Origin of the sequence: Streptomyces sp. NPDC017095 (assembly GCF_044332325.1) — a bacterium.
GTDB lineage: Bacteria > Actinomycetota > Actinomycetes > Streptomycetales > Streptomycetaceae > Streptomyces.
Genome location: NZ_JBIROU010000007.1, coordinates 235,926 through 257,300, shown reverse-complemented (window position 1 = coordinate 257,300; position 21,375 = coordinate 235,926). Strand labels below are relative to the sequence as shown.

Here is a 21,375-nt window from a genome sequence, read left to right as displayed (position 1 = left end):
CGTCCTGGGCGGCCACCGCCTCGGCGGAGGGCGCTGCGTCCTGAGGGGTGACCGCCTCTGCGGGCAGGGCCGCGTCCTGGGGGGCGACCACGTCAGCGGGCAGGGCCGCGTCCTGGGCGGCCACCGCCTCGGCGGAGGGCGCTGCGTCCTGAGGGGTGACCGCCTCGGCGGGCAGGGCCGCGCCCGGGGCGGCGACCATGTCGGGGAGAGTCACCACGTCGGCCGGCTGGACCTCGCCCGGGGCGACGGCCGCTTCGGACGCGTCCTGGGCGGCAGTCACCTCGGCGGGCAGGGCCGCGCCGGGAACGGCGACCGCGTCGGGGAGGGCGGCGACCGCGCCCGGGGTGGCAGCCGTGTCGGGCGCGTCCTGGGCGGAGTCGACGGTCTCGGCCTCGGCCTCGACGGGAGCCTGGGGCGGCGTGACAGCGGAGGCCTGCACGGTGTCGGCGGGAGCCTGGGGCGGCGTGATGACAGGGGCCTGCGCGGTGTCGGCCGACTGCGCGTCCTCCGGGACGTCGAAGTCCTGCGGCGCGTCCACGGCCTGCGCGGGTTCGACGGCCTGCGGCGCTTCCACCGTCTGCGGGGCGTGAATGGCCTGCGGCGCATCTACGGCCTGCGAGGTGTCGACAACCTGCGGCGCCTCCACCGTCTGCGGGGCGTCGGTGGCCTGCGGTGCGTCCACGGGCTGGAGCGCTTCGGCGGTCTGTGCGGTGCCGGTGACTTGCGCCGCCTCCGGGTGCTGGGCGGCGACCTCAGCGAACTGGGGATCCTCCGCGGACAGCACCGCGTCGGCAGCCTGCGGCGCCTCCACGGTCTGCACGGCGTCGGTGGTCTGCGGCGCCTCGATGTGCTCGGCGACCTCGGCGACCTGCGCGGCATCGACAACCTGCGGTGCCTCCACGGCCTGCGCGGCACCAGCCACGTACGGCCCGTCCACAGCCTGGACCGCCTCCGCAGCCTGCGCCGCCTCCACGTGCTGCGGGACCCCAGCAGCCTGCGCGCCCCCGGCGACCTGCGCACCCTCCGCGAGCAGCGCCGCGTCGACAGCCTGCGGCGTCGCGGCCACCGGCTGCGCTTCGACAGCCTGAACCGCGTTCACCTGGGCGTCTTCCCCAGCCTGCGGAGCGTCCGCCTCAGCGTGCTGCGGGACCTCCACGGCCTGCGCGCTCTCCGCAACCTGAACCTGCTGTGCGGCAGCGTCGGCGGACGGCGCGTCGTCCGGCGCCGCCTGTGCCGGAGTCGCCTCGGCCGGAACGGTCTGCTGCACCGCGTCCGCCACAGGCGCGTCCGGCGCCGCGGGCGCCTGCTCGGCGCCGCCCTGGGCGGGCACCGGGCCCTGCTCCCCCGCCGGCTCCGCCGGGGCCGCGCCGGTGACGGCGCCCCCCTCGGCGTCCGCCGGTGCCGTGTACACGCCGTCGTGGGCGTCCGCCGGCTGGACCCCGTCGTGCCCGTGCACGACGGGCACCTGGCCGGTCTCACCGGACGCGCCCTGAGCCGCCGCCTGGCCGGCGAGGCGGGCCATGGTGGCCTGGGCCGCGTCGGCGGGCTCGGCGGGCGGGGCGGACACGGCCGGGTCAACCGTTTCGGCAGCCGGTGCCGGGGCGGCGGGGGCCGGGCCCCACGGGGCCGCGGTCTGCGGGACCGGCTGCGCCTGGGCGTCGAGGTACTCGGGGCCGGCGGCCGGCGGGGCGGACTGGCGTACCGGCGCGCCGGCGGGGCCACGGTCGGCGAGGGAGCGGACCGGGCTGGCGGAGGCGTCGGGGATCGGCGGGCCGAGGTGCAGCGGACGGCGCGGCTGGGGCGCGGCCGACGGGTCGTGCGGTGCCGAGAGGATGGGCGACGGCGGGACCGAGGCGGGGCCGGAGTGGGGCAGGCGGACCCCGTTGAGGTCGACCGCGCCGGTGTCACGGCCGGCCGTCTCGTGCGGGCCCGGCTCGTGGACGGCTTCCACCACCGGTTCGGGAGCGGGTGGCGGTACCTCGTTGCCCCACGCGCCCTGGGCACCCGGCAGCAGCAGGTCCTCGTCCTCGGCGGGAGCCTCGGAGAGGTAGGTGTACGCGCCGTGCGCGGGGACGCCCGGCTGCTCCACCATGCCTGCGCTCTCCGGCTGCCCCTCGCCCGGGACCTGGCCGGTGTCCGTCATGCGTACCCCTCGCCCATCGGTTAGTGCTTCTACGACCAGCTCACCCGGAACGGCGCACCGACCGCCCCGCAGTGAAGAACGAGCGTCCGTGCCCTGCGGCACGAACGACCCGCCGGAAAAGGCGACAAAGCCATTCAGTGGCATTGTCCCGGCCGTTCCGCCGTCGCGACAGCATGATCCGCGACAGTCCGCTGTGGACTGCGCCACGTTGCGCGTCCTCCGGTTCCGCCGTACCCCACCCACCCAAAACGGGCACGCGATCCGGACATTGGCGAACGAAGTCCGGGCCGCCGGTGCGGTACAACGATCGGCCAGCCTACCGCGCGCGGTACGACAACCGGATCACGGGGCGCGATCCGGCCCGCCCGGCCGTGCCCCTCAGCGGGACGGTTCGCGCAGCGGGAGTTCCCCGGTGAGCAGGAACGCGACGTTCCGTTCGGTCTCGGTCCAGGTCCGGGTGTCGAGCCCGACGGACTGGAGCAGGGCGCACTCGACCCGGTACCCGTGCTCGGTGAGGTCGCGGCCGACGCGTTCGGCGGCGTCGCGGGTCGCCGCGTGCGTGACGATGCGCTGCGGGCGGCGGTCGGCGACGGCGGAGACGACGGCCGGTCCCCCGCCGCCGATCCGTACGACGTCCGGCTCGGGCAGGTCCTCCAGGATGTGCGGGGCGCCGCCGTGGACGATGTGGAGCTGGACCCCGAACCGGCGGGCGGCGCCCTCGGTGCGGGCGCAGGCGGCCGGGTCGTGGTCGACGGCGATGACGGCGGCGCCGGCCCGCGCGGCCTCGGTGGCGAACGCGCCGCCGCCGCAGCCGATGTCCCACACCAGGTCGCCGAGCCGGGGGCCGAGTCGGGCCAGTTGGGCGGCGCGCAGCAGTTCCGTCTCGCCCTCGCCGAGCCCGGGACCCGGACCGCCGCCCGGTCCGCCGCCGTAGGTCTCGTCGGGCTGGACCCAGCCGCGCGGGCCGGTGCCCGGGTCGCGCCCGGCGATCCAGCCGCCGTCCTCCGCCGCGCCGGCCGGGCCGCCGATGACGATGACCACGTTGGGATCGCGCCAGGTGTGGTCGGCGGCCTTGTCGGAGGTGACGACGCTGACCTGTTCGCGGTCGGTGCCCAGCTCCTCGCAGATGACGAAGGTGCGGTGGACGCCGTCCAGCAGGAGTCCGAGTTCGGCGGGGCCGGCGCCCGGCGCGGTGAGCACGGCGACCTTGGCGTGGGCGCGGCAGACGTTCACGGCGCGGCGCAGGGTGCGCGGGTGGGCGACGACGACCTGGGCGTCGTCCCAGGGCATGCCGGCCCGGGCGAAGGCGGCGGCGACGGCGGAGACGGCCGGGACGACCTCGACCTCCAGGCCGAACTCGGGCGCGCGCAGGGTGCGCACGACGCCGAAGAAGCCGGGGTCGCCGTCGGCGAGGACGACGGCGGTGCCGCGGTGGGCGGCGATGCGGCGGGCGGCCAGGGCGACGCTGCCGAGGCGGACGCGTTCGGCGGCGGGCGGCACCTCGGGCAGCGCCAGGTGGTGGGCGGCGCCGGCCACGAGGGTGGCGGCGCCGAGGGCGCCCCGTGCCGCGGCGGTCAGCGGCGAGCCGTCCCAGCCGATCACCGTGACCCGGTCGGCCATCGTCGTCAGTCTCCCGTGGTTGCGCGCAGGTCTTCGAAAGGGGGCGGAGCCCGGTGCGGGCTCCGTGAGGGTACCCGGTGGGGGCGCGGGCGCTTCGCCCGCGTGCTCAGTTCCAGTCCGCGTAGGAGGTGAAACCGTTCGCGTCGGCCGGCTGCTCGCTGACGCCGGCGAGGTCCTCGGGCAGCAGGCTCCAGACGATGATGTCCGTGCGGACCTCGGTCCAGGTGCCGTCCTCGGTCCTGGCGCGCGCTATCCAGGCGTTGCGCAGGACGCCCTCGCTGATGCAGCCGATCTTCTGGGCCACCTGCTGGGAGGCGGTGTTGTCGGCGGCGGTGCGCAGTTCGAGCCGTTCGAACTTCCGGTCGTGGAAGAGCCACTGGGCGATGGCGAGGGCCGCTTCGGAGGCGTAGCCCTCGCCGCGGGCCCAGGGTGCGATGACGTAGGCCAGTTCGCTGGACAGGACGCGCCAGTCGGTGTTGCGCAGGTGGACGAGGCCGACGAGCCGCTGGGTGAGGAACTCGGTGACGGCGAGGACGATGCCGTGGCCCTCGGTGCGTTCGCCGGGGGCGGTCCGGGTGATCCAGTGGCGGGCCCTGGTCTCGGTGCAGGGGTGCGGGACGGTGGTCCAGGCGACGACCTGCTCGTCGTTCATCATCTCGGCCAGGGCGGGCGCGTCGTCCTCGTCGAGGGGGCGCAGCACCAACCGCTCCGTGCTGATGGAGATGTTGGGGAAGGTGCTCGTCATGCGCCGCTCCGTAACCTTCAAAAAATCGCTCGGAAGACCGTCGGGGCCGCCGGGCCCCGCTGAACTGCCCAGCATGCAGCATGAAACCACCGAACCGCACGACGGGGTCCAGTCCTCGGTGAGGAGTGGACCCCGCGCGTCGGGAAACGCCCCGTACGTGCCGTCAGCCGCCGGTCGCCGGCAGGACGGACCCGTGGTACTTGTCCTTGAGGAACGCGCGTACCTCGGGTGAGAGGAGCAGCCGGGCCAGTGTGCGCACCCGGGGGTCGTCCTCGTTGCCGCGTCTGACGGCTAGGAGGTTGGCGTAGGGGTTGTTCCGCGCCGACTCCAGCAGGATCGCGTCCTTGGTGGGGCTGAGGCCCGCGTCCTGGGCGTAGTTGTTGTTGATGACCGCGGCGTCCACGTCGTCGAGCGAGCGGGGCAGCTGGGCGGCCTCCAGTTCCCTGAACCGCAGGTGCCGGGGGTTGTCCGTGACGTCCGCGGGGGACGCGTCGGTGCCGGCGCCGGGCTTGAGCCCGATGACGCCGCCGGCGGCCAGCAGCTTCAGGGCGCGGCCCTCGTTGGTGACGTCGTTGGGCACGGCGACGGTGGCTCCGTCGGCCAGCTTGGTGACGTTCTTCGCCCGGTGCGAGTAGACGCCCATGGGCGGCAGGTAGGGCTTGACGACGGAGACCAGGTCGGTGCCCTTGGACTCGTTGAAGTCGTCCAGGAAGGGCTGGTTCTGGTAGAGGTTGGCGTCCAGCTCGCCCTCCTGGAGGGCGGTGTTCGGCAGGACGTAGTCCGTGAACTCCTTGACCTCCAGCTTCAGTCCGGCCTTGGCGGCGAGGTGGTCCCTGACGTAGGTGAGCACCTCGCCGGCCGGGACGGCGGTGGCGCCGACGACGAGCGTGTCGTCCTTGCCACCGCCGCTGCCGGAGTCCGAGCCGGAGCCGCAGGCGGTCAGGCCGAGGGCCAGGACCGCCACGGTGACGACGGACGTGCGCATGGCTTCGATCCCCCCGGGCCGGCTAGAAGGACGGGATGACCGAGCCCTGGTACTTGTCCTCGATGAACTTCTTGACCTCGGGCGAGGTGAGCAGCTTGGCCAGCTTGGTGACCCGCGGGTCCTTCTCGTTGCCCTTCTTCACGGCGAGGAAGTTGCCGTAGGGGTTGTTCTTCGGGGACTCCAGGACGAGGGCGTCCTTGGCGGGCTTCAGGCCGGAGGATATGGCGTAGTTGCCGTTGACCACGGCCGCGTCCACGTCGTCCAGGGAGCGCGGGGTCTGGGCCGCCTCGACTTCCTTGAACTTGAGGTTCTTGGGGTTCTTGGTGATGTCCTGCGGGGTGGCCTCGTTGCCGACGCCGTCCTTGAGGGTGATCAGCCCGTTGCCGGCGAGCAGCTTCAGGGCGCGGGCCTCGTTGACGGCGTCGTTCGGGACGGCGATGGTCGCACCGCTCTTGAGGGCGTCGGCCTTCTTGACCTTGTGGGAGTAGAGGCCGAGCGGTTCCAGGTGCACCGTGACGACGGGCACGATGTGGGTGCCGCGCTTGCTGTTGAAGTCGTCGAGGTACGGCTGGTTCTGGAAGTAGTTGGCGTCCACCGAGCCGTCCTCGGTCGCCGTGTTCGGCGTGATGTAGTCGGTGAACTCCTTGACCTCCAGGTCGAGGCCCGCCTTCTTCGCCAGCTTGTCCTTGACGAAGTCGAGGATCTCGGCGTGCGGGGTGGGGCTCGCGGCGACGACCAGCGGGCCGCTGGTGTCGGAGGAGCCGGAGTCCTTGTCGTTGCCGCACGCGGTCAGCCCGAGGGTGAGGGCTCCGGCGGCGAGGACGGCGGTGGTGAGCTTGGCGGTGTTACGCACGAAAAGTGCCTTTCCTTAAGGGTGGTGCGACCCCGGGTACGGGCGACCGGGGAGCCTGTGGGTCCTTACGCGACCTTGCTGATGTCGGCCGCCGCGGGTTCCCCGGCCTTCAGCAGGCGCAGCTTGGGCGCGGGTCCGGAGTGGGCGCCGCGGCGGTGCAGGGAGCGGGCCGCGAAGTCGCCGGCGAACTGGATCAGGGAGATGACGACGGCGAGGATCGCCACGGTGATCCACATCAGTTCGGTCTCGAAGCGCTGGTAGCCGTAGCGGACGGCGAGGTCGCCGAGGCCGCCGCCGCCGACCGTGCCGGCCATGGCGGAGTAGCCGATGAGCGCGATGACCGTGGTGGTGGTGCTGGCGATCAGCGAGGGCAGGGACTCGGGGACGAGGACCTTGCGGACGATCGTCCAGGTGCTGCCGCCCATGGACTGCACGGCCTCGACGAGCCCGTGGTCCACCTCGCGGACGGCCGTCTCCACCAGGCGGGCGAAGAAGGGGATGCCGCCGATGGCGAGCGGCACGATCGCCGCGGTGGTGCCGATCGTCGTGCCGGTGACCCAGCGGGTGAAGCTCATCAGCGCGACCATCAGGATGATGAACGGCATGGACCGGCCGACGTTCACGATCTGGCCGATCACCTTGTTGGCGACGACGTTCTGCAGCAGGCCGTCCCGGTCCGTGAGGACCAGCAGGATGCCGAGGGGCAGGCCGGCGACGATGGCGATCAGGGTGGACCAGAGCACCATGGTGAGCGTCTCGGTACACGCCTGCGACAGCAGCGGCTGCATCTCCGACCAGGTCACTTGGCACCTTCCTTCACCAGCGGGGCGTCCTGGCCCACGACGTCGATCTGCAGGCCCTGTTCGCGCAGGAACCCGACCGGCACCACGTTGTCCTCGTAGCGGCCGGGCAGTTCGATGCGCATCCGGCCGACCTGGAGGCCGCCGACGGTGTCGATGGCGGCACCGAGGATGGAGATGTCGATGTTGTAGGTGCGCGCGAGCTGGGAGACGACCGGCTGGGTGGCGCTCTCGCCGTGGAAGGTGACGTCGAGGACGGTCCGGTCGTCGCCGGTGGCCTCGCCGCTCACCGGGAACAGGGCGGCGGCCAGCTCGGAGCCCGGGGTGGCCAGCAGCTCGCTGACCGTGCCGGACTCCACGATCCGGCCCCGCTCCATCAGCGCGGCGGAGTCGCAGACCGACTTCACGACGTCCATCTCGTGGGTGATGAGCAGGACGGTCAGGCCGAGCTGCCGGTTCAGGTCGCGCAGCAGCTGGAGGATGGAGCGGGTGGTCTCCGGGTCGAGGGCGCTGGTGGCCTCGTCGGAGAGCAGCACCTTGGGATCGCCGGCCAGGGCGCGGGCGATGCCGACGCGCTGCTTCTGGCCGCCGGAGAGCTGGGCGGGATAGGCCTTGGCCTTGTCCGCGAGGCCCACCAGGTCCAGCAGTTCCAGCGCCTTGCGGGAGCGCTCCTTGCCGGACGTGCCGAGGATCTCCAGGGGCAGCTCGACGTTGTCCTGCACGGTCCGCGAGGACAGCAGGTTGAAGTGCTGGAAGACCATGCCGATCCGGCTGCGGGCGCGGCGCAGCTCCCGGCCGGCGCGCGGGCCGCGTCCGGCCAGGGCGGTGAGGTCCTGTCCGGCGACGGTCACGGTGCCGGAGGTGGGGCGCTCCAGCAGGTTGACGCAGCGGATGAGGGAGGACTTGCCGGCGCCGGACTGGCCGATGACGCCGTAGACCTCGCCTTCGCGGACGTGCAGGTCGACGCCGTCGAGGGCGGTGACCTCACGGCCGCGGGAGCGGTAGACCTTGGTCAGGCCCGAGGTGGTGATCACGTGGGTTTCCGTCACTGTCGAGTGCGCGGGCGTGGGTGTGCCCGGACACGGGTGCATGCGGTTGCGACATGGAGGGTGGTCGTGCGTCTCGTACGGCCTGCGGCGCACGGACATGCCACGGCTCTCGCTTCGGGGCGCGAGGCTCAGCTGATGCGGGGGCCCTCTAGAAGGCGCACATTCGACACATCAGGCGACACATACAACGAGCACCGGGCGTCATGGTCGCCTCGGTCGCAAGGGTGCGGCAGCTCGTCGTGGTCATGCGTTCAGTAAACCAGACCGGCGGTCCCGGCCGGTCGCCGCTGTCCGGATGATGGACAGCGGCGGACAGTGCGGGCCGCGGCCTCAGCGGCGGACGGATATCTCCAGGCCGCGGTCGGTGACCAGGGCGGACAGGGCCGACAGGTCGCGGACCACCAGATCGGCGTCCAGGTCCGCCGCCCGGTGGGTTGTGGCCAACGCCACGGTGGTCATGCCGGCGGCGCGGCCGGCCCGCAGTCCGGCGGGGGCGTCCTCGAAGACGACGCACCCGGCGGGGTCCACGCCGAGCTGCCGGGCGGCCAGCAGATAGGGCTCGGGGTCGGGCTTGCCGCGGGTGACGTCGTCGGAGGTGACCAGGGCCTTCGGGGTGATGCCGACGGCGCCCAGGCGGGCCTCGGCCAGGCGCCGGGTGGCGGAGGTGACCACGGCCCAGCGGTCGGCGGGCAGGGCGTCCAGGAACGCGCGGGTGCCGGGCAGCAGCCGCACCCCGCCGTCCGGCACGTCCTCGACCTCCAGCTGCTCGACCCGGGCGACCGCCTCCGGCACCAGGTGCGCGGGCAGCAGGTCGGCGACGATCTCGGTGGCCGGGCGTCCGTGCAGTTCCACGCGGGCGAACTCCTCCGCGGTGATCCCGTACTCCCCGGCCCAGCGGGTCCAGCAGCGCTCGACGGAGTCGAGCGAGGAGACGAGGGTGCCGTCGTTGTCGAACAGGAGGGCGTGTGCGTGGATCGTCATGGTCCAGACCCTACGGCGTTCGGCGGGGGCGGCGGCCCGGGTCCGTTTCGGCCGTATTAAGGTCACGGCATGCTCAACGCCCTGACGCTGGTGACCGGGGTCGCCGCGCTGCTCCTCGCCGCCTGGTGCGGCTGGGCCGCCTACCGCGGCCAGCCGACGAAGGACTGGCACTTCATCGGCATGGCCGTGGTGTCGCTGCTGGCCGCCGTCCAGCTCGCGGTCGGGATCGTGCAGCTGGCGCGGGGCGGCAAACCGGAGCAGGGGACGACGATCTTCGTGGCGTACCTGCTGGGCGCGTTCGCGTGCGTTCCGGCCGCGGGTCTGATGTCGCTGGCCGAGCGGTCCCGCTGGGGCTCGGTGACGGTGGCCGCGGGCGGTGTGGTGCTGGCCGTCCTGGAAGTGCGGCTCTACGACATCTGGGGAGGCTGAGATGACGGCGGTGCAGGAGAAGCCGGCCCGGCTGATCAGCGGGCCGGGCATGCTGCTCGTCTGGTTCTACGGCGTGATGGTGGTCGGCGCGGTGTCGCGTTCCGCGTACCAGATCGCCACGGAGTTCGACCGGGCGCCGCTGGCGTACGCGCTGTCGGCCGTGGCGGGTCTGGTGTACGCGTTCATCACGTACACGCTGGTGCGCGGCGGGGAACGGGCCCGCCGGGCGGCGCTGGTGTGCTGTGCCGCCGAGCTGGCGGGGGTGCTGGTGGTCGGCACGTGGACCCTGGTCGAGCCGTCCGCGTTCCCGGACGCGACCGTGTGGTCGCAGTACGGGATGGGGTACGTCTTCATCCCCGTGCTGCTGCCGCTGTCCGCGCTGTACTGGCTGCGCAAGGCGCCCGCGCGACAGGCCGCTTGACGGGGTGACGGGCGCGGGCCGCCGCGGCCGCCCGCGCACCGTGCGGGCGGCGCGGGCGCTCAGGCCGTCTGCGCGTACTGCTCCGTCTGCTTCTCCAGGATGATCAGCTCCACGCCGTCGCCGCCCTTGACCCGGCCCACCGTCTCGTAGCCGACGCGGCGGTACAGGCGGAGGTTGCCCTCGCTGCGGTGGCCGGTGTGGAGGCGGAACCGGGTGGCGCCGTGCCGCTCCGCCAGCGCCGACTCCGCCGCGCTCAGCAGCCGGGCGCCGATGCCGTGGCCCTGGAGGCGGGGGTGGACGCACAGCTTGCCGATCGCCGCCGCGCCGTCCTCGGTCACCGCGCCGCGCACCGAGCCGACGACCTCCTCGCCGAGCCGGGCGACGAAGACGCAGTCGGAGTCCACTTCCCGGCGGACGGAGTCCAGGCTCTGCACGAGCGGGTCGATGCGGTAGTTGCCGTACAACGCGGCCTCGCTCTGGAAGCACAGGTACTGGAGTCTGAAGATCTGCTCCGCGTCCTGCCCGGTCGCCGCCGAGATGGTCACGCTCATGCCCATGTGCGCACGCCTCCCGCTCACCTGATCACCTGTCGTCCCCCACTCCTATCCCCGCGCCGCGCACGCCGCAACCTCCGGTGGAAGCAAACGACGCAGACATCCCAGGCATTTGGAGCGTTCCGGTCCGAGACTGCCCTGTGAGATACCCAACTCCCCCGCGATCTCCCGGTAGGTGAGGTCCGCCGGCGACAGCAGCGCCTCCAGCAGGCGGGGGCAGCGGCCGGGCAGCCGGCCGACCGCCTCCCTGAGGGCGCGGTGCCGGGCGGCGGTCAGCAGGCGCTGTTCGGGGCCGGGGCGCAGGACGTCGGCGGGCTCGCCGTCGTACGGCCGTTCACGGCGGGTGGCGCGGCGGCCGCGGCGGGCCTCGGCGCGCACCGCCCGGCGCAGCCAGCCGGACGGGTCCGGCGGCGGCCCGTCGGCCGCCAGCCGCTCCAGCAGCCGCAGCCAGACGGCCTGTTCCAGGTCCCCCGGCTCGTCTCCCGAGGCATATGCCTCGGCGGCGGCCTCGGCGGACAGCAGGGGGCGCAGGGCGGCTACCAGATCGGCGGTCATATGCGGAACGACGAGCCGCCCCGGCGGCGGGTTGCCGGGGCGGCGCGCAGTCACCTCGAACGAGGTGCCGTGTGGTGCGGCGGGTTGACGCCGTCAGCCGGCCAGGAAGTCGGCGCGGGCGAGCACTCCGGTGTCGGCGTTGTCGGTGAAGACGCCGTCGATGCCGGTCGCGAAGTACCGCTTGAAGGCGCCGAAGACGTCGCCGTAGCCGTCGGCGGCGGTGCCCTTGCGGTACTCGGCGGGCAGGAAGGGGTTCTCGTTGCGCACGGTGTAGGGGTGCACGAGCAGGCCCACCCGGTGCGCGTCGGGGACGAGGGTGGTCGGCTCGGCGAGGGTGCCGTCCGCCTTCCTCGGGACGACCAGGTCCAGGGTGGGGCCGATGCCCTGCGCGTAGCCGGCGATCTCCCGCAGGCCCGCCGGCGTGACGAGGTCGGCGACCGTCCGCGGGTCGTTCGCCGCCACGAAGTCGTACGGCCGGCTGCCGGCCGAGGAGAGCAGGACGACCAGCGGGTTGTCGACCAGCCGGTTGAGCCGCTGGATGCTGGTGGGCTCGAAGGACTGGAGGATGACCGGCGAGTTCCGGCCGTCCTTGCCGTGCCGGCGCAGCAGCTTGGCCACCCGCTCCTCCAGGCCGAGGCCCCGCTCGCGGAAGTAGGTGGGGTGCTTGGTCTCCGGGTAGATCCAGACCTGCCTGCCGCGCTTGCGGGTCTGCTCGTCCTGCCACCTCAGGACCTCTTCGAAGGTGGGGATCTGCCAGCGGCCGTCGTAGAGGGTGTTGTGCGGCCGGTTGGCCGGGATGCGCTCGACGGCGCGCAGCGTCTTCAGCTCGGCGAGCGTGAAGTCCTCGGTGAACCAGCCGGTGGTGGGCACGCCGTCGAGCACCTTGGTGGTCTTGCGGCCGGCGAACTCCGGGTGGGCGGCGACGTCCGTGGTGCCGCCGATCTCCGGTTCGTGCCGGCAGACCAGGTGGCCGTCCCTGGTGGGGACCAGGTCGCCGGCCTCGACCACGTCGGCGCCGAGGTCCAGGGCCAGTTCGTAGGAGCCGAAGGTGTGCTCGGGACGGTAGCCGCTGGCTCCCCGGTGCCCGATGACCGTGGGCACCGGCAGGCCCTTCAGCCCGCGGCCCCCGTGCCCGGCCGGCCGGGTCCCGGCGGCCCGGGCGGCACCGGGCAGTCCGAGGACCGCTCCGCCCGCGCCGAGCGCGGCGGCGCCGAGGAGCGCCCGCCGTGCCGTTCCCTGCGTCTGCCCGTTCCCCTGGTCGCCGCTCATGAGCGCCCTCCTGCCGTCGCGGTTCGTCGGTGCGCGCCGATCGTAGGGGCGCACACATGACCGAAGGGAGGCTCCGGGCCGAACACACGGGTGCGGACGGGTGGCCGGAGGACGGCGGACAGCGAGGGGTGCGCCGGCGCGCGGACCGTGCCGGATCCGAGCGATGTCCGTCACATCCCGGCACGGCCGTCACACGCCGTCCCCGGTGCGCGACCGCAGGTAAACCCGCGTCAACACTTCGTAAGGCATCGGTGAACCGCCCGTCCTCGATGTGCGCCGGGACCTGGGCCGCGAGTAATGTCCTCACCTGCACAGACTCATATCGCCCCCCTTGACATCGGAGGACCCGTTGTCCCGCTTCGCGCTCATCAAGGCAGTGCTCGGACCGATCATGCGCCTGATGTTCCGCTTCCAGGTGGAGGGCGCGGAGCGCATCCCCGGCGACGGCCCGGTCATTCTGGCCGGCAACCACCTGACGTTCATCGACTCGGTCCTGCTGCCGCTGGCCACCAAGCGGCAGGTGCACTTCATCGGCAAGGACGAGTACGTCACCGGCAAGGGCGTCAAGGGACGGCTGATGGCCTGGTTCTTCACCGGCGTCGGCATGGTCCCGGTGGACCGGGACGGGGCGAACGGCGGGGTGGCGGCGCTGATGACCGGGCGCCGCATCCTGGAGGAGGGCAGGGTCTTCGGGATCTACCCCGAGGGCACGCGCTCGCCCGACGGCCGGCTGTACCGGGGGCGCACCGGGATCGCGCGGCTGACGCTGATGACCGGCGCGCCGGTGGTGCCGTTCGCCATGATCGGCACGGACAAGCTCCAGCCGTCCGGCCGGGGCATCCCGCGGCCGGGCCGGGTCACCATCCGGTTCGGCGAGCCCATGGAGTTCTCCCGCTACGACGGCATGGACCGCGACCGGTACGTGCTGCGGGCGGTGACGGACTCGGTGATGGCCGAGGTGATGCGGCTGTCCGGGCAGGAGTACGTGGACATGTACGCCACGAAGGCGAAGGCCGCCTGAGACTCCGTCGGCGGCGGGCGCGGCGGACCCCGCCCCTCCGCCTGCCGGTGGAATCTGTGCCCGACACTTCGTGCATTCGGCCGCATCACCGGGCCATCCGGGCGCCCAACATGTCTTATTTAGGCATGTTCACACCTTCTCGGCGTACCCTGATCCGTACCCCGATCGCCGCCGCCGGCGCGGGGCTCCTGGCCGCCTGCACCGGTTCCGGTCCCGGGTCCGGGTCCGGTTCCGGCCCCCAACACCCCGGCGGCACGGAGAAGTTCGTACCGCCCGGGCCCCGGGGGTACGTCAATCCGTCGGACCCGGAGGTGCTGGCCGCCGAGCGGAGACGCGGGGCCGGCCGCGTGCGCACGTTCCGGTTCACCGCCGAGGAAGCCAGGCTGGACCTCGGCGGCCGGTCCGTGCGGACCTGGGCGTACAACGAGGAGGTGCCGGGCCCGCTGGTCCGGGTCACCGCCGGGGACGTGCTCGACCTGACGCTCGCCAACCGGCTGCCCGCCATGACCACGCTGCACTCCCACGGGGTGCGGCTGCGCTGCGACATGGACGGCGTGCCGGACCTGACCCAGCGGGCCATCCACCCCGGCGACGACTTCCGCTACCGCTTCACCGTCAAGCACCCGGGCACCTACCTGCTCCACTCGCACGTCGGCATGCAGCCCGACCGGGCCCTGTACGCCCCGCTCGTCGTGGAGGACCCCAAGGAGCCCCTCTCCTACGACAAGGAGTGGGTGGTGGTGCTGGACGACTGGCTCGACGGCGTGGACGGCTCCACCCCCGACAACGTCCTCGAACAGCTCAAGCCCGGCGGCGCCATGGACATGGGCGGCATGGCCATGGGCCCCTCTCACGGCAGCCCGGACCCCCGTCACTCCGGCAAGGCGCACCCGTCCGCGAAGTCCGCCGGCCCCAACCGGGTGCTGCACAAGTCCTACAGCCGCATCCTGCACAGCGAGGGCGGCAGCGTCGCCTATCCCCACTACCTCGTCAACGGCCACCTGCCGGCCGACCCGTCGGTGTTCCGCTGCCGGCCCGGCGACCGGGTGCGGCTGCGCATCATCAACGCCGGCTCCGAGACGGCCTTCCGGGTGGCGCTGGGCGACCACAAGATGACCATCACGCACACCGACGGCTATCCGGTGAAGCACAAGCAGACCGACGCCCTGCTCATCGGCATGGCGGAGCGCTACGACGTGCTGATCACCGCGCGGGACGGTGTCTTCCCGCTGGTCGCGCTCCCCGAGGGCAAGAAGGGCAAGGCCCTCGCCGTCCTGCGGACCGACAAGGGCAACCGGAGCCTGCCCACGGCCGACGCCCGCCCGCGCGAACTCGACGGCAACACCGTCCCCGCGCGCCGGCTGCTGCCGCACGACTCCGTCGCCCTCGGCGACCGCCGCCCCGACCGCGAGATGCGCATCAGGATCACCGGCAGCATGGCGAAGTTCGACTGGGGCTTCGACCACCAGGACTACTCCCCGCGCCAGCGCCATCCGGTCCGGGCCGGCGAGCGGGTCCGGCTCACCCTCATCAACGCCACGGACATGTGGCATCCGATGCACCTGCACGGGCACACCTTCGCGGTGACCGGCCTGGACGGCGTGGGCGCGCGCAAGGACACCGCGCTGGTGCTGCCGCACCGGAAGCTGGTGATCGACTTCGACGCCGACAATCCGGGGCTGTGGATGCTGCACTGCCACAACCAGTACCACTCGGAGAGCGGGATGATGACGGTGCTCGGCTACCGGAAGTGACCCGACGGGGTGGCCCGGGCGGGCCACCTCAGCCGGCGCTCTCCAGTTTCTGCCCCTTCAGCAGGAACCAGGCCACCACGGACGCCGCCAGCAGGACCACCGCTCCCGCCCCGGAGGCCAGGTGGAGGCCGTGGACGAAGGACTCGCGGGCCGCGTCGAGCAGCGCCTCCGCCTGGTGCGGTGGCAGCCCGGCCGCGCTCTGCACCGCCGCGCCCAGCGACTCGTGGGCCCCGGCCGGGGTGCCGGCCGGGCCGGTGAAGCCGCGGTAGACGCCGGTCACGATCGAGCCGAGCAGGGCGATGCCGAGGGCCGCGCCCAGTTCGTACGCCGTCTCGGAGACCGCCGAGGCGGCGCCCGCCTGGTCCTTGGGGACGCTGGAGAGGATGACGTCGGCGGTCACCGTGAAGGAGAACCCGGCGCCGACGCCGACCACCAGCAGGACGGCGCCGAGCAGCGGATAGCCGGTGGAGCGGTCCAGTGTCGTCAGCACCGCCAGGGCGAGGCCCACGGCGGCCAGGCCGCCGGAGACCACCGCGCGGACCGGGAAGCGCCGGGCGGCCCGGCCGGCGAGCAGCCCGGCCGCCACCGCGCCCACCGCGGCGGGCAGTTCCGCCAGGCCCGCCTCGAAGGGAAGCCGGTCCTGGACCAGTTGCAGGAACTGGGAGAGGAAGAACACCAGGCCGGACAGGCCGAGGACGGTCAGCAGGTCGGCGAGGACGGCACCGCTGAAGCCGCGGCGCCGGAACAGCCGCATGTCCAGCAGCGGGGCCGGCAGGGTGAGCTGGCGGCGGACGAAGCCGTACAGGGCCGCCGCGCCCAGCAGACCGGTGCCGGCGGCGACCGGGGTGAGGCCGTGGGCGGCGGTCTCCTTGACGCCGTAGACGAGGGCGATCATGCCGACCAGCGACAGCAGGACGCTGCTCAGGTCCCACGGGCCCGGGTGCGGGTCACGGGACTCGGGCAGGGTGCGGACGCCGACCAGGACCAGGACCGCCATCACCGGCAGGTTGATCAGGAAGACCGAGCCCCACCAGAAGTGTTCGAGGAGGAATCCGCCGGTGATCGGGCCGACGGCCATGCCGGCGGAGGCGCTGGCGCCCCAGATGCCGACGGCCAGGCTGCGCTCGCGCGGGTCCTGGAAGATGTTGCGGATCAGGGCCAGGGTGGCGGGCATCAGGGTGGCGCCCGCGACGCCGAGCAGCGCCCGGGCCAGGATCATCAGCTCGGGTGTGGTGGCGTAGGCGTTGAGCACGGACAGCGCGCCGAACGCCGTGGCGCCGACGAGCAGGATCCGCTTGCGGCCGATGCGGTCGCCGAGGCTGCCCATGGAGACCAGCAGACCGGCGATGACGAAGGAGTAGACGTCGCCGATCCACAGCAACTGGGTGCCGGAGGGGTCGAGGTCTTCGCTGATGTAGGGGGTCGCCAGGCCGAGGACGGTGGCGTCGACGGCCACCAGCAGCACGGCCAGGACCAGGACGGACAGCGCCAGCCAGCGGCCGGGACGCTGCACCGCCTCGTCCGGCTGGGCCGGCCGCAGGGTGCTGGTCATGGTTCCTCTCTTCGCAGAGCGCCGCCGAGCAGCAGCTCGGCGATCATGGTCGGGAAGTCCCGGGAGGCGACACGGCCGTCCTGGGTGGCCCAGGCGCCCGAGGCGATCAGGCCGTACAGCGCCTCGGTGAGCCAGGCCGGGCTGAGATCGATCCGGAACTCGCCGGCGCGCTGTCCGCGCTGGAACAGGGCGCCGATCCGGGTGTCCAGGCGCTGCCAGCCCTCGTGCTGCCGGTCGCTCTCCCACAGCTGGTTCTCGCCGTAGAGGAACGCCAGCAGGCCGGCGGCCGGCTGGATCTCGCGGACCAGCCGGCGTACGGCCCCGGCCGCCGGCCCTTCTTCCGGCCGGGCCCGGTCCAGCGCGCCTTCGCACTCGGCGATGCCGAGCTGCTCCAGCGCCCGCACGAGCGCGTCGCGGCCGGCGAAGTGCCGGTGCAGCGTGGCCCGGCTGATCCCGGCGGCCCTGGCGACCTCGTCCATGGTCGCGGTGGAGTTACGGGTCAGCAGGGCGGCCGCGCTGCGCAGCACATGGTCACGGTCGAGAGCCATGAGACAAGAGTAGCCCAACTGAGACATTTTTGTCTCATCACAGACCCGCGTGCCTCGTTTCCGCTGGTCGTGCGGGGTCTTGCGTCAGTGCCAGGGCAGACGTGCGCGCCGCTCCCAGTAGGCGCGCGGGTCCTCGCTCAGCGTGGCGAGGCGGGTCAGCTGGTCCGGGTCGAGGTCGACGGCGGGCGCGTGCAGATTGGACAGCAGCTGCGGGACGGTCGCGGCACCGGAGAGGACCACACCGGCCCACGGCCGGCGCAGGATCCAGGCCAGGGCGACCGCGTCGCAGCCGGCTCCCGCGGCCTCCGCCACGGCCCGCAGCGCGTCCGGCGCCTCCGGCCCGGCCAGCCGGCCGTTCGCCATGCCCTCCTTGACCAGGACGGTGAGCCCGGCGTCGTGCGCCTCGGCGAGGGCGGGTCCGGCCGAGGTCTCCAGGAGGTTGAACGTCGACTGGACGGTACGGAACAGGGGCCGGCCGTCGACCGTGACGGCGAGGGCGGCGCGGATGGCGTCGGCCTGCGCGGGGCCGCTGGTGGAGAACCCGACGGTCAGTCCACGGGCGGCGGCCTCCGCCAGCCGGGCGTGCAGCTCCCGGTCGGTCAGGGCCGGGCTGTCCGGGGTCACCGAGTGGATCTGGTAGAGGTCGAGCCGGGCGCCGAGCAGGGCGTCGCTCTCGGCGCGCTGCCGCTCGTAGGCGGCGAGGCTGTGGTCCTTGACCTCGTGCGTCGCGGCGTCCGCCGACCAGCCGGCGGTGTAGGTGTAGCCCCACTTGCTGCCGACGACCACGTCGTCGGCGCCGGGGTTCTTCGCGAGCCAGTCCGCGAGGAACTCCTCGGAGCGGCCGTAGGAGCGGGCGGCGTCGACGTAGCGGACGCCCTGGGCGTAGGCGGCGTCGAGGAGTGCGTGGGTGCGGGCGCGCAGCGCGTCCGGGCCGCGGTCCTCGCCGAGGTCGCGGGCCCGGCCGAGCGTGATGTAGCCGGGGCGGCCCACCGCGGCCAGGCCCAGGCCGATGTGGCAGGTGGCGGTGGTCGCAGTGGCCAGGCGAGCGAAGGGCATCGCGGGTTCCGTTCGGTCGGCTCCGGTGGGCTCGCGACCAACGTAACCCGCGACGGCCGGCGCGTTCGCGCCGCGGCCCGGGGCTTCGGCCCTACTTCTTGGCGTCCTCGGCGTCTTCGGCGCTCGTGGCGCCCTTGGCCACCTTGGCGTCCGCCCACGCGTGCTGCCGTGCCACGTCCGCCTTGACCTCGGCCAGCTGGGTCGCGACCGCGCTCGGGGCCGTGCCGCCGCGGCCGTCGCGGGAGGCGAGGGCGCCGGGGACGTTGAGGACCGAGCGGACCTCGGGGGTGAGGTGGGCGGAGATCTTCGCGAACTGCTCGTCCGTGAGGCCGTCCAGCTCCTTGCCCTCGGCCTCGGCGGCCTTGACGCACTCGCCGGCCACCTCGTGCGCCACGCGGAACGGCACACCCTGCCTCACCAGCCACTCGGCGATGTCGGTGGCCAGCGAGAAACCGGCCGGGGCCAGCTCCTCCATGCGCTCACGGTGCACGGTGAGGGTGGCGATCATGCCGGTGAAGGCCGGCAGCAGCACCTCGAGCTGGTCGCAGGAGTCGAAGACCGGCTCCTTGTCCTCCTGGAGGTCGCGGTTGTAGGCGAGGGGCAGGGCCTTCAGGGTCGCGAGCAGGCCGGTGAGGTTGCCGATCAGCCGGCCGGACTTGCCGCGGGCCAGCTCGGCGATGTCCGGGTTCTTCTTCTGCGGCATGATCGACGAGCCGGTGGAGAAGGCGTCGTGCAGGGTGACGAAGGAGAACTCCTTCGTGTTCCAGATGATGATCTCCTCGGCGATCCGGGAGAGGTTGACGCCGATCATCGCGGTGATGAAGGCGAACTCGGCGACGAAGTCGCGGGAGGCCGTGCCGTCGATGGAGTTGCCGACGCTGCCGTGCTCGAAGCCGAGGTCCGCGGCGACCGCCTCCGGGTCCAGGCCCAGGGAGGAGCCGGCGAGGGCGCCGGAGCCGTACGGCGACACGGCCGTCCGCTCGTCCCACTGGCGCAGCCGCTCGGCGTCCCGGGACAGGGACTGCACATGGGCCAGGACGTGGTGGGCGAAGAGCACCGGCTGGGCGTGCTGGAGGTGGGTACGGCCGGGCATGGCCACGTCCGGGTGGGCCTCGGCCAGGCCGATCAGGGCGTCCTGGAGGCCGGCGAGCAGACCGCCGATGATCCGGGCGTGGTCCCGCAGGTACATCCTGAAGAGGGTGGCGACCTGGTCGTTGCGGGACCGGCCGGCGCGCAGCTTGCCGCCGAGGTCCGGGCCGAGGCGCTCCAGCAGGCCGCGCTCCAGGGCGGTGTGCACGTCCTCGTCGGCGATGGTGCCCACGAAGGTGCCGGCGGCGACGTCCGCCTCCAGCAGGTCCAGGCCGGCGGTCATCCGCTCCAGCTCGTCCGCGGTGAGGAGTCCGGCCTTGTGCAGGACGCGCGCGTGGGCACGCGAGCCGGCGATGTCGTAGGGCGCGAGCCGCCAGTCGAAGTGGACGGACGCGGACAGCCTGGCCAGGGCCTCGGCGGGGCCGTCGGCGAATCGCCCGCCCCAGAGCCGTACGTCACCGCTGTTGCTGCTCACTGGCGTTGCTCCTCGAAGCTCTGGGATGCGGGCTGTGTGCTGGCACACGCTGTCCTGCATGAGTATGCAGAACTCTGCATGGTTCGTCAATCGACAAATCGTTAGACAGGCGAACGACCTGTCGGGATAATCCTTAGGCATGGGAAAGACTTATGACCGCATAGACGGCAGGCTGCGCGCTTTCATCGAGGACCAGCCGCTCTTCTTCACCGCGACCGCCCCGCTCTCCGGCGACGGCACGGTCAACCTCTCCCCCAAGGGCCTCAAGGGCTCCTTCGCCGTGCTGGACGAACACACCGTGGCGTACCTGGACTTCGCCGGGTCCAACGCCGAGACCATCGCCCATCTGCGGGAGAACGGGCGGATCACCCTGATGTGGTGCGCCTTCCAGGGTCCGCCCGACATCGTGCGCGTGCACGGCCGGGGTGAACCGGTCTTCCGCGACGACCCGCGCTTCCCGGACCTCCTCGCCCGCTTCCCGGACATCGACCACACCGCGCACGGACTGCGCGCGATCATCGTGGTGCACGCCGGACTCGTCCGCGACACCTGCGGCTACGCCGTCCCCTACATGGCGTACGAGGAGGACCGCGACCTGCACGGCAGGCGCTTCGCGCGCGAGGACGACGCCTCGCTGAGCGCGTACTTCACCAAGAAGGAGCACATCGCGGCCAGCCTGGACGGACTGCCCGGGCTGCCGTTGCCGCTGCCCCCGTCTACCGTCTGAGCCATGCGCCCCGGTGTGGTCCTCGCCCTCGTGTCCGCCTCCTCGCTCACCCTGCCCGGCGCCGCGCCCGGCCGGGACCCGGCGCCGCTGCCGGCGCGGATGGCGCACACGGGCGGCGGCAGCCAGCTGATCATCGCCCAGGCGCCGGGCCCGCGCGCCACCGAGGGCACGGTCGGCTGGTGGGACCTGCGGAAGGGACGGTGGACCCGGGCCGGCTCCGCGCCCGCCCGGTTCGGCTCCGGCGGGCTGGTGGACGGCGGCACCCGCAAGCAGGGCACGTACACGACCCCGACCGGCCTGTACGGCCTCCCCTTCGCCTTCGGCATCGAGGCGGCGCCGGACGGCACGGCGATGGCGTACCGGACCGTCCGCAAGAGTTCCTGGTGGTGCCAGGACAACGCCTCCCGCTCCTACAACCGCTGGACCGACCCGCTGCCCGCCGACTGCCGCGCCACCGAGTCCGAGCACCTGGTCGACTACCCGGGGCAGTACGCCCACGGCCTGGTCATCGGCTTCAACTACCACCGGCCCGTGCGCGGTCGCGGCGCCGGGATCTTCCTGCACGTCAACGGGCGCGGGGCGACGGCCGGCTGCGTGTCGGTGCCCCGGGACGCGATGCGGCGGATCCTGCGGTGGGTGAAGCCGGGGAGGAACCCGCACATCGCCGTGGGAACCGCGACCGGGACCACGGCGGTGACCCGGTACTGACAGGGCCGTTCCGCGGCGGGGCCCGCCGCCCGCTCCGGTCC

The 21,375-nt window shown here is 73.1% G+C and carries 20 protein-coding genes and 1 pseudogene; 6 read left to right on the top strand and 15 right to left on the bottom strand.

Annotation, left to right across the window (positions count from 1 at the left end):
* The 8 genes and pseudogenes from ACH4OA_RS16450 to ACH4OA_RS16415 all read right to left on the bottom strand — a co-directional run.
* Window positions 1-2,143: pseudogene (locus ACH4OA_RS16450) on the bottom strand (5,6-dimethylbenzimidazole synthase); the annotation flags it as partial.
* A gap of 378 nt (window positions 2,144-2,521) precedes the next feature.
* Complete coding sequence (gene cbiE / locus ACH4OA_RS16445) at window positions 2,522-3,763, bottom strand: precorrin-6y C5,15-methyltransferase (decarboxylating) subunit CbiE (protein ID WP_365871995.1); 1,242 nt, start codon at window positions 3,761-3,763, stop codon at window positions 2,522-2,524.
* Window positions 3,764-3,869: 106 nt separating this feature from the next.
* On the bottom strand, window positions 3,870-4,508 hold the full coding sequence (locus ACH4OA_RS16440; protein ID WP_365871997.1) for a GNAT family N-acetyltransferase: 639 nt from the start codon (window positions 4,506-4,508) through the stop codon (window positions 3,870-3,872).
* 163 nt (window positions 4,509-4,671) lie between these two features.
* Entirely contained in the window at window positions 4,672-5,493 is an 822-nt protein-coding gene (locus ACH4OA_RS16435) for a MetQ/NlpA family ABC transporter substrate-binding protein (RefSeq protein ID WP_397969511.1), read from the bottom strand.
* Window positions 5,494-5,515: 22 nt separating this feature from the next.
* Window positions 5,516-6,346, bottom strand: a complete 831-nt coding sequence (locus ACH4OA_RS16430; RefSeq protein ID WP_365872001.1) for a MetQ/NlpA family ABC transporter substrate-binding protein — start codon at window positions 6,344-6,346, stop codon at window positions 5,516-5,518.
* A 65-nt stretch (window positions 6,347-6,411) separates the two neighbouring features.
* Window positions 6,412-7,149, bottom strand: coding sequence for a methionine ABC transporter permease (locus ACH4OA_RS16425; RefSeq protein ID WP_397969509.1), 738 nt, complete (start codon window positions 7,147-7,149; stop codon window positions 6,412-6,414).
* Window positions 7,146-8,237, bottom strand: coding sequence for an ATP-binding cassette domain-containing protein (locus ACH4OA_RS16420; protein ID WP_365872005.1), 1,092 nt, complete (start codon window positions 8,235-8,237; stop codon window positions 7,146-7,148). Before ACH4OA_RS16420 ends, ACH4OA_RS16425 begins: the two co-directional genes overlap by 4 nt.
* A gap of 288 nt (window positions 8,238-8,525) precedes the next feature.
* Window positions 8,526-9,176, bottom strand: coding sequence for an HAD family hydrolase (locus ACH4OA_RS16415; protein WP_397969507.1), 651 nt, complete (start codon window positions 9,174-9,176; stop codon window positions 8,526-8,528).
* A gap of 69 nt (window positions 9,177-9,245) precedes the next feature.
* Here ACH4OA_RS16415 and ACH4OA_RS16410 point away from each other — a divergent pair, with 69 nt between their 5' ends.
* Window positions 9,246-9,605 carry a hypothetical protein gene (locus ACH4OA_RS16410; RefSeq protein ID WP_365872009.1) on the top strand — a complete coding sequence of 120 codons (360 nt, stop codon included), beginning with the start codon at window positions 9,246-9,248 and terminating at the stop codon, window positions 9,603-9,605.
* A gap of 1 nt (window position 9,606) precedes the next feature.
* On the top strand, window positions 9,607-10,026 hold the full coding sequence (locus tag ACH4OA_RS16405; RefSeq protein WP_365872011.1) for a hypothetical protein: 420 nt from the start codon (window positions 9,607-9,609) through the stop codon (window positions 10,024-10,026).
* A gap of 59 nt (window positions 10,027-10,085) precedes the next feature.
* On the opposite strand, the gene ACH4OA_RS16400 is transcribed toward ACH4OA_RS16405, so the two are convergent.
* The 3 genes from ACH4OA_RS16400 to ACH4OA_RS16390 form a co-directional block, all read right to left on the bottom strand.
* On the bottom strand, window positions 10,086-10,583 hold the full coding sequence (locus ACH4OA_RS16400) for a GNAT family N-acetyltransferase (protein WP_397969594.1): 498 nt from the start codon (window positions 10,581-10,583) through the stop codon (window positions 10,086-10,088).
* A 45-nt stretch (window positions 10,584-10,628) separates the two neighbouring features.
* On the bottom strand, window positions 10,629-11,135 hold the full coding sequence (locus ACH4OA_RS16395) for a sigma-70 family RNA polymerase sigma factor (protein ID WP_365941778.1): 507 nt from the start codon (window positions 11,133-11,135) through the stop codon (window positions 10,629-10,631).
* Between the two features lie 93 nt (window positions 11,136-11,228).
* Complete coding sequence (locus ACH4OA_RS16390; protein ID WP_365882057.1) at window positions 11,229-12,404, bottom strand: glycerophosphodiester phosphodiesterase; 1,176 nt, start codon at window positions 12,402-12,404, stop codon at window positions 11,229-11,231.
* A 331-nt stretch (window positions 12,405-12,735) separates the two neighbouring features.
* Between ACH4OA_RS16390 and ACH4OA_RS16385 the strand changes: the two genes are divergently transcribed.
* Both ACH4OA_RS16385 and ACH4OA_RS16380 read left to right on the top strand, forming a co-directional pair.
* The gene (locus ACH4OA_RS16385) at window positions 12,736-13,425 is read left to right on the top strand and encodes a lysophospholipid acyltransferase family protein (RefSeq protein ID WP_397969505.1); all 690 of its coding nucleotides are present in this window, start codon (window positions 12,736-12,738) and stop codon (window positions 13,423-13,425) included.
* A 125-nt stretch (window positions 13,426-13,550) separates the two neighbouring features.
* Window positions 13,551-15,179, top strand: coding sequence for a multicopper oxidase family protein (locus ACH4OA_RS16380; RefSeq protein WP_397936949.1), 1,629 nt, complete (start codon window positions 13,551-13,553; stop codon window positions 15,177-15,179).
* A 28-nt stretch (window positions 15,180-15,207) separates the two neighbouring features.
* On the opposite strand, the gene ACH4OA_RS16375 is transcribed toward ACH4OA_RS16380, so the two are convergent.
* The 4 genes from ACH4OA_RS16375 to argH form a co-directional block, all read right to left on the bottom strand.
* On the bottom strand, window positions 15,208-16,731 hold the full coding sequence (locus ACH4OA_RS16375; RefSeq protein ID WP_397969504.1) for an MFS transporter: 1,524 nt from the start codon (window positions 16,729-16,731) through the stop codon (window positions 15,208-15,210).
* On the bottom strand, window positions 16,728-17,279 hold the full coding sequence (locus ACH4OA_RS16370; RefSeq protein WP_397969503.1) for a TetR/AcrR family transcriptional regulator: 552 nt from the start codon (window positions 17,277-17,279) through the stop codon (window positions 16,728-16,730). Before ACH4OA_RS16370 ends, ACH4OA_RS16375 begins: the two co-directional genes overlap by 4 nt.
* Before the next feature lie 84 nt (window positions 17,280-17,363).
* A complete protein-coding gene (locus ACH4OA_RS16365; RefSeq protein ID WP_365882046.1) occupies window positions 17,364-18,335 on the bottom strand; it encodes an aldo/keto reductase in 972 nt (323 codons plus the stop codon).
* A gap of 91 nt (window positions 18,336-18,426) precedes the next feature.
* Window positions 18,427-19,899 carry an argininosuccinate lyase gene (gene argH / locus ACH4OA_RS16360; protein WP_397969501.1) on the bottom strand — a complete coding sequence of 491 codons (1,473 nt, stop codon included), beginning with the start codon at window positions 19,897-19,899 and terminating at the stop codon, window positions 18,427-18,429.
* A 139-nt stretch (window positions 19,900-20,038) separates the two neighbouring features.
* Here argH and ACH4OA_RS16355 point away from each other — a divergent pair, with 139 nt between their 5' ends.
* Both ACH4OA_RS16355 and ACH4OA_RS16350 read left to right on the top strand, forming a co-directional pair.
* On the top strand, window positions 20,039-20,626 hold the full coding sequence (locus tag ACH4OA_RS16355; protein WP_397936955.1) for a pyridoxamine 5'-phosphate oxidase family protein: 588 nt from the start codon (window positions 20,039-20,041) through the stop codon (window positions 20,624-20,626).
* 3 nt (window positions 20,627-20,629) lie between these two features.
* A complete protein-coding gene (locus ACH4OA_RS16350; protein WP_397969500.1) occupies window positions 20,630-21,334 on the top strand; it encodes a L,D-transpeptidase in 705 nt (234 codons plus the stop codon).
* The last annotated feature ends 41 nt before the right edge of the window (window positions 21,335-21,375 follow it).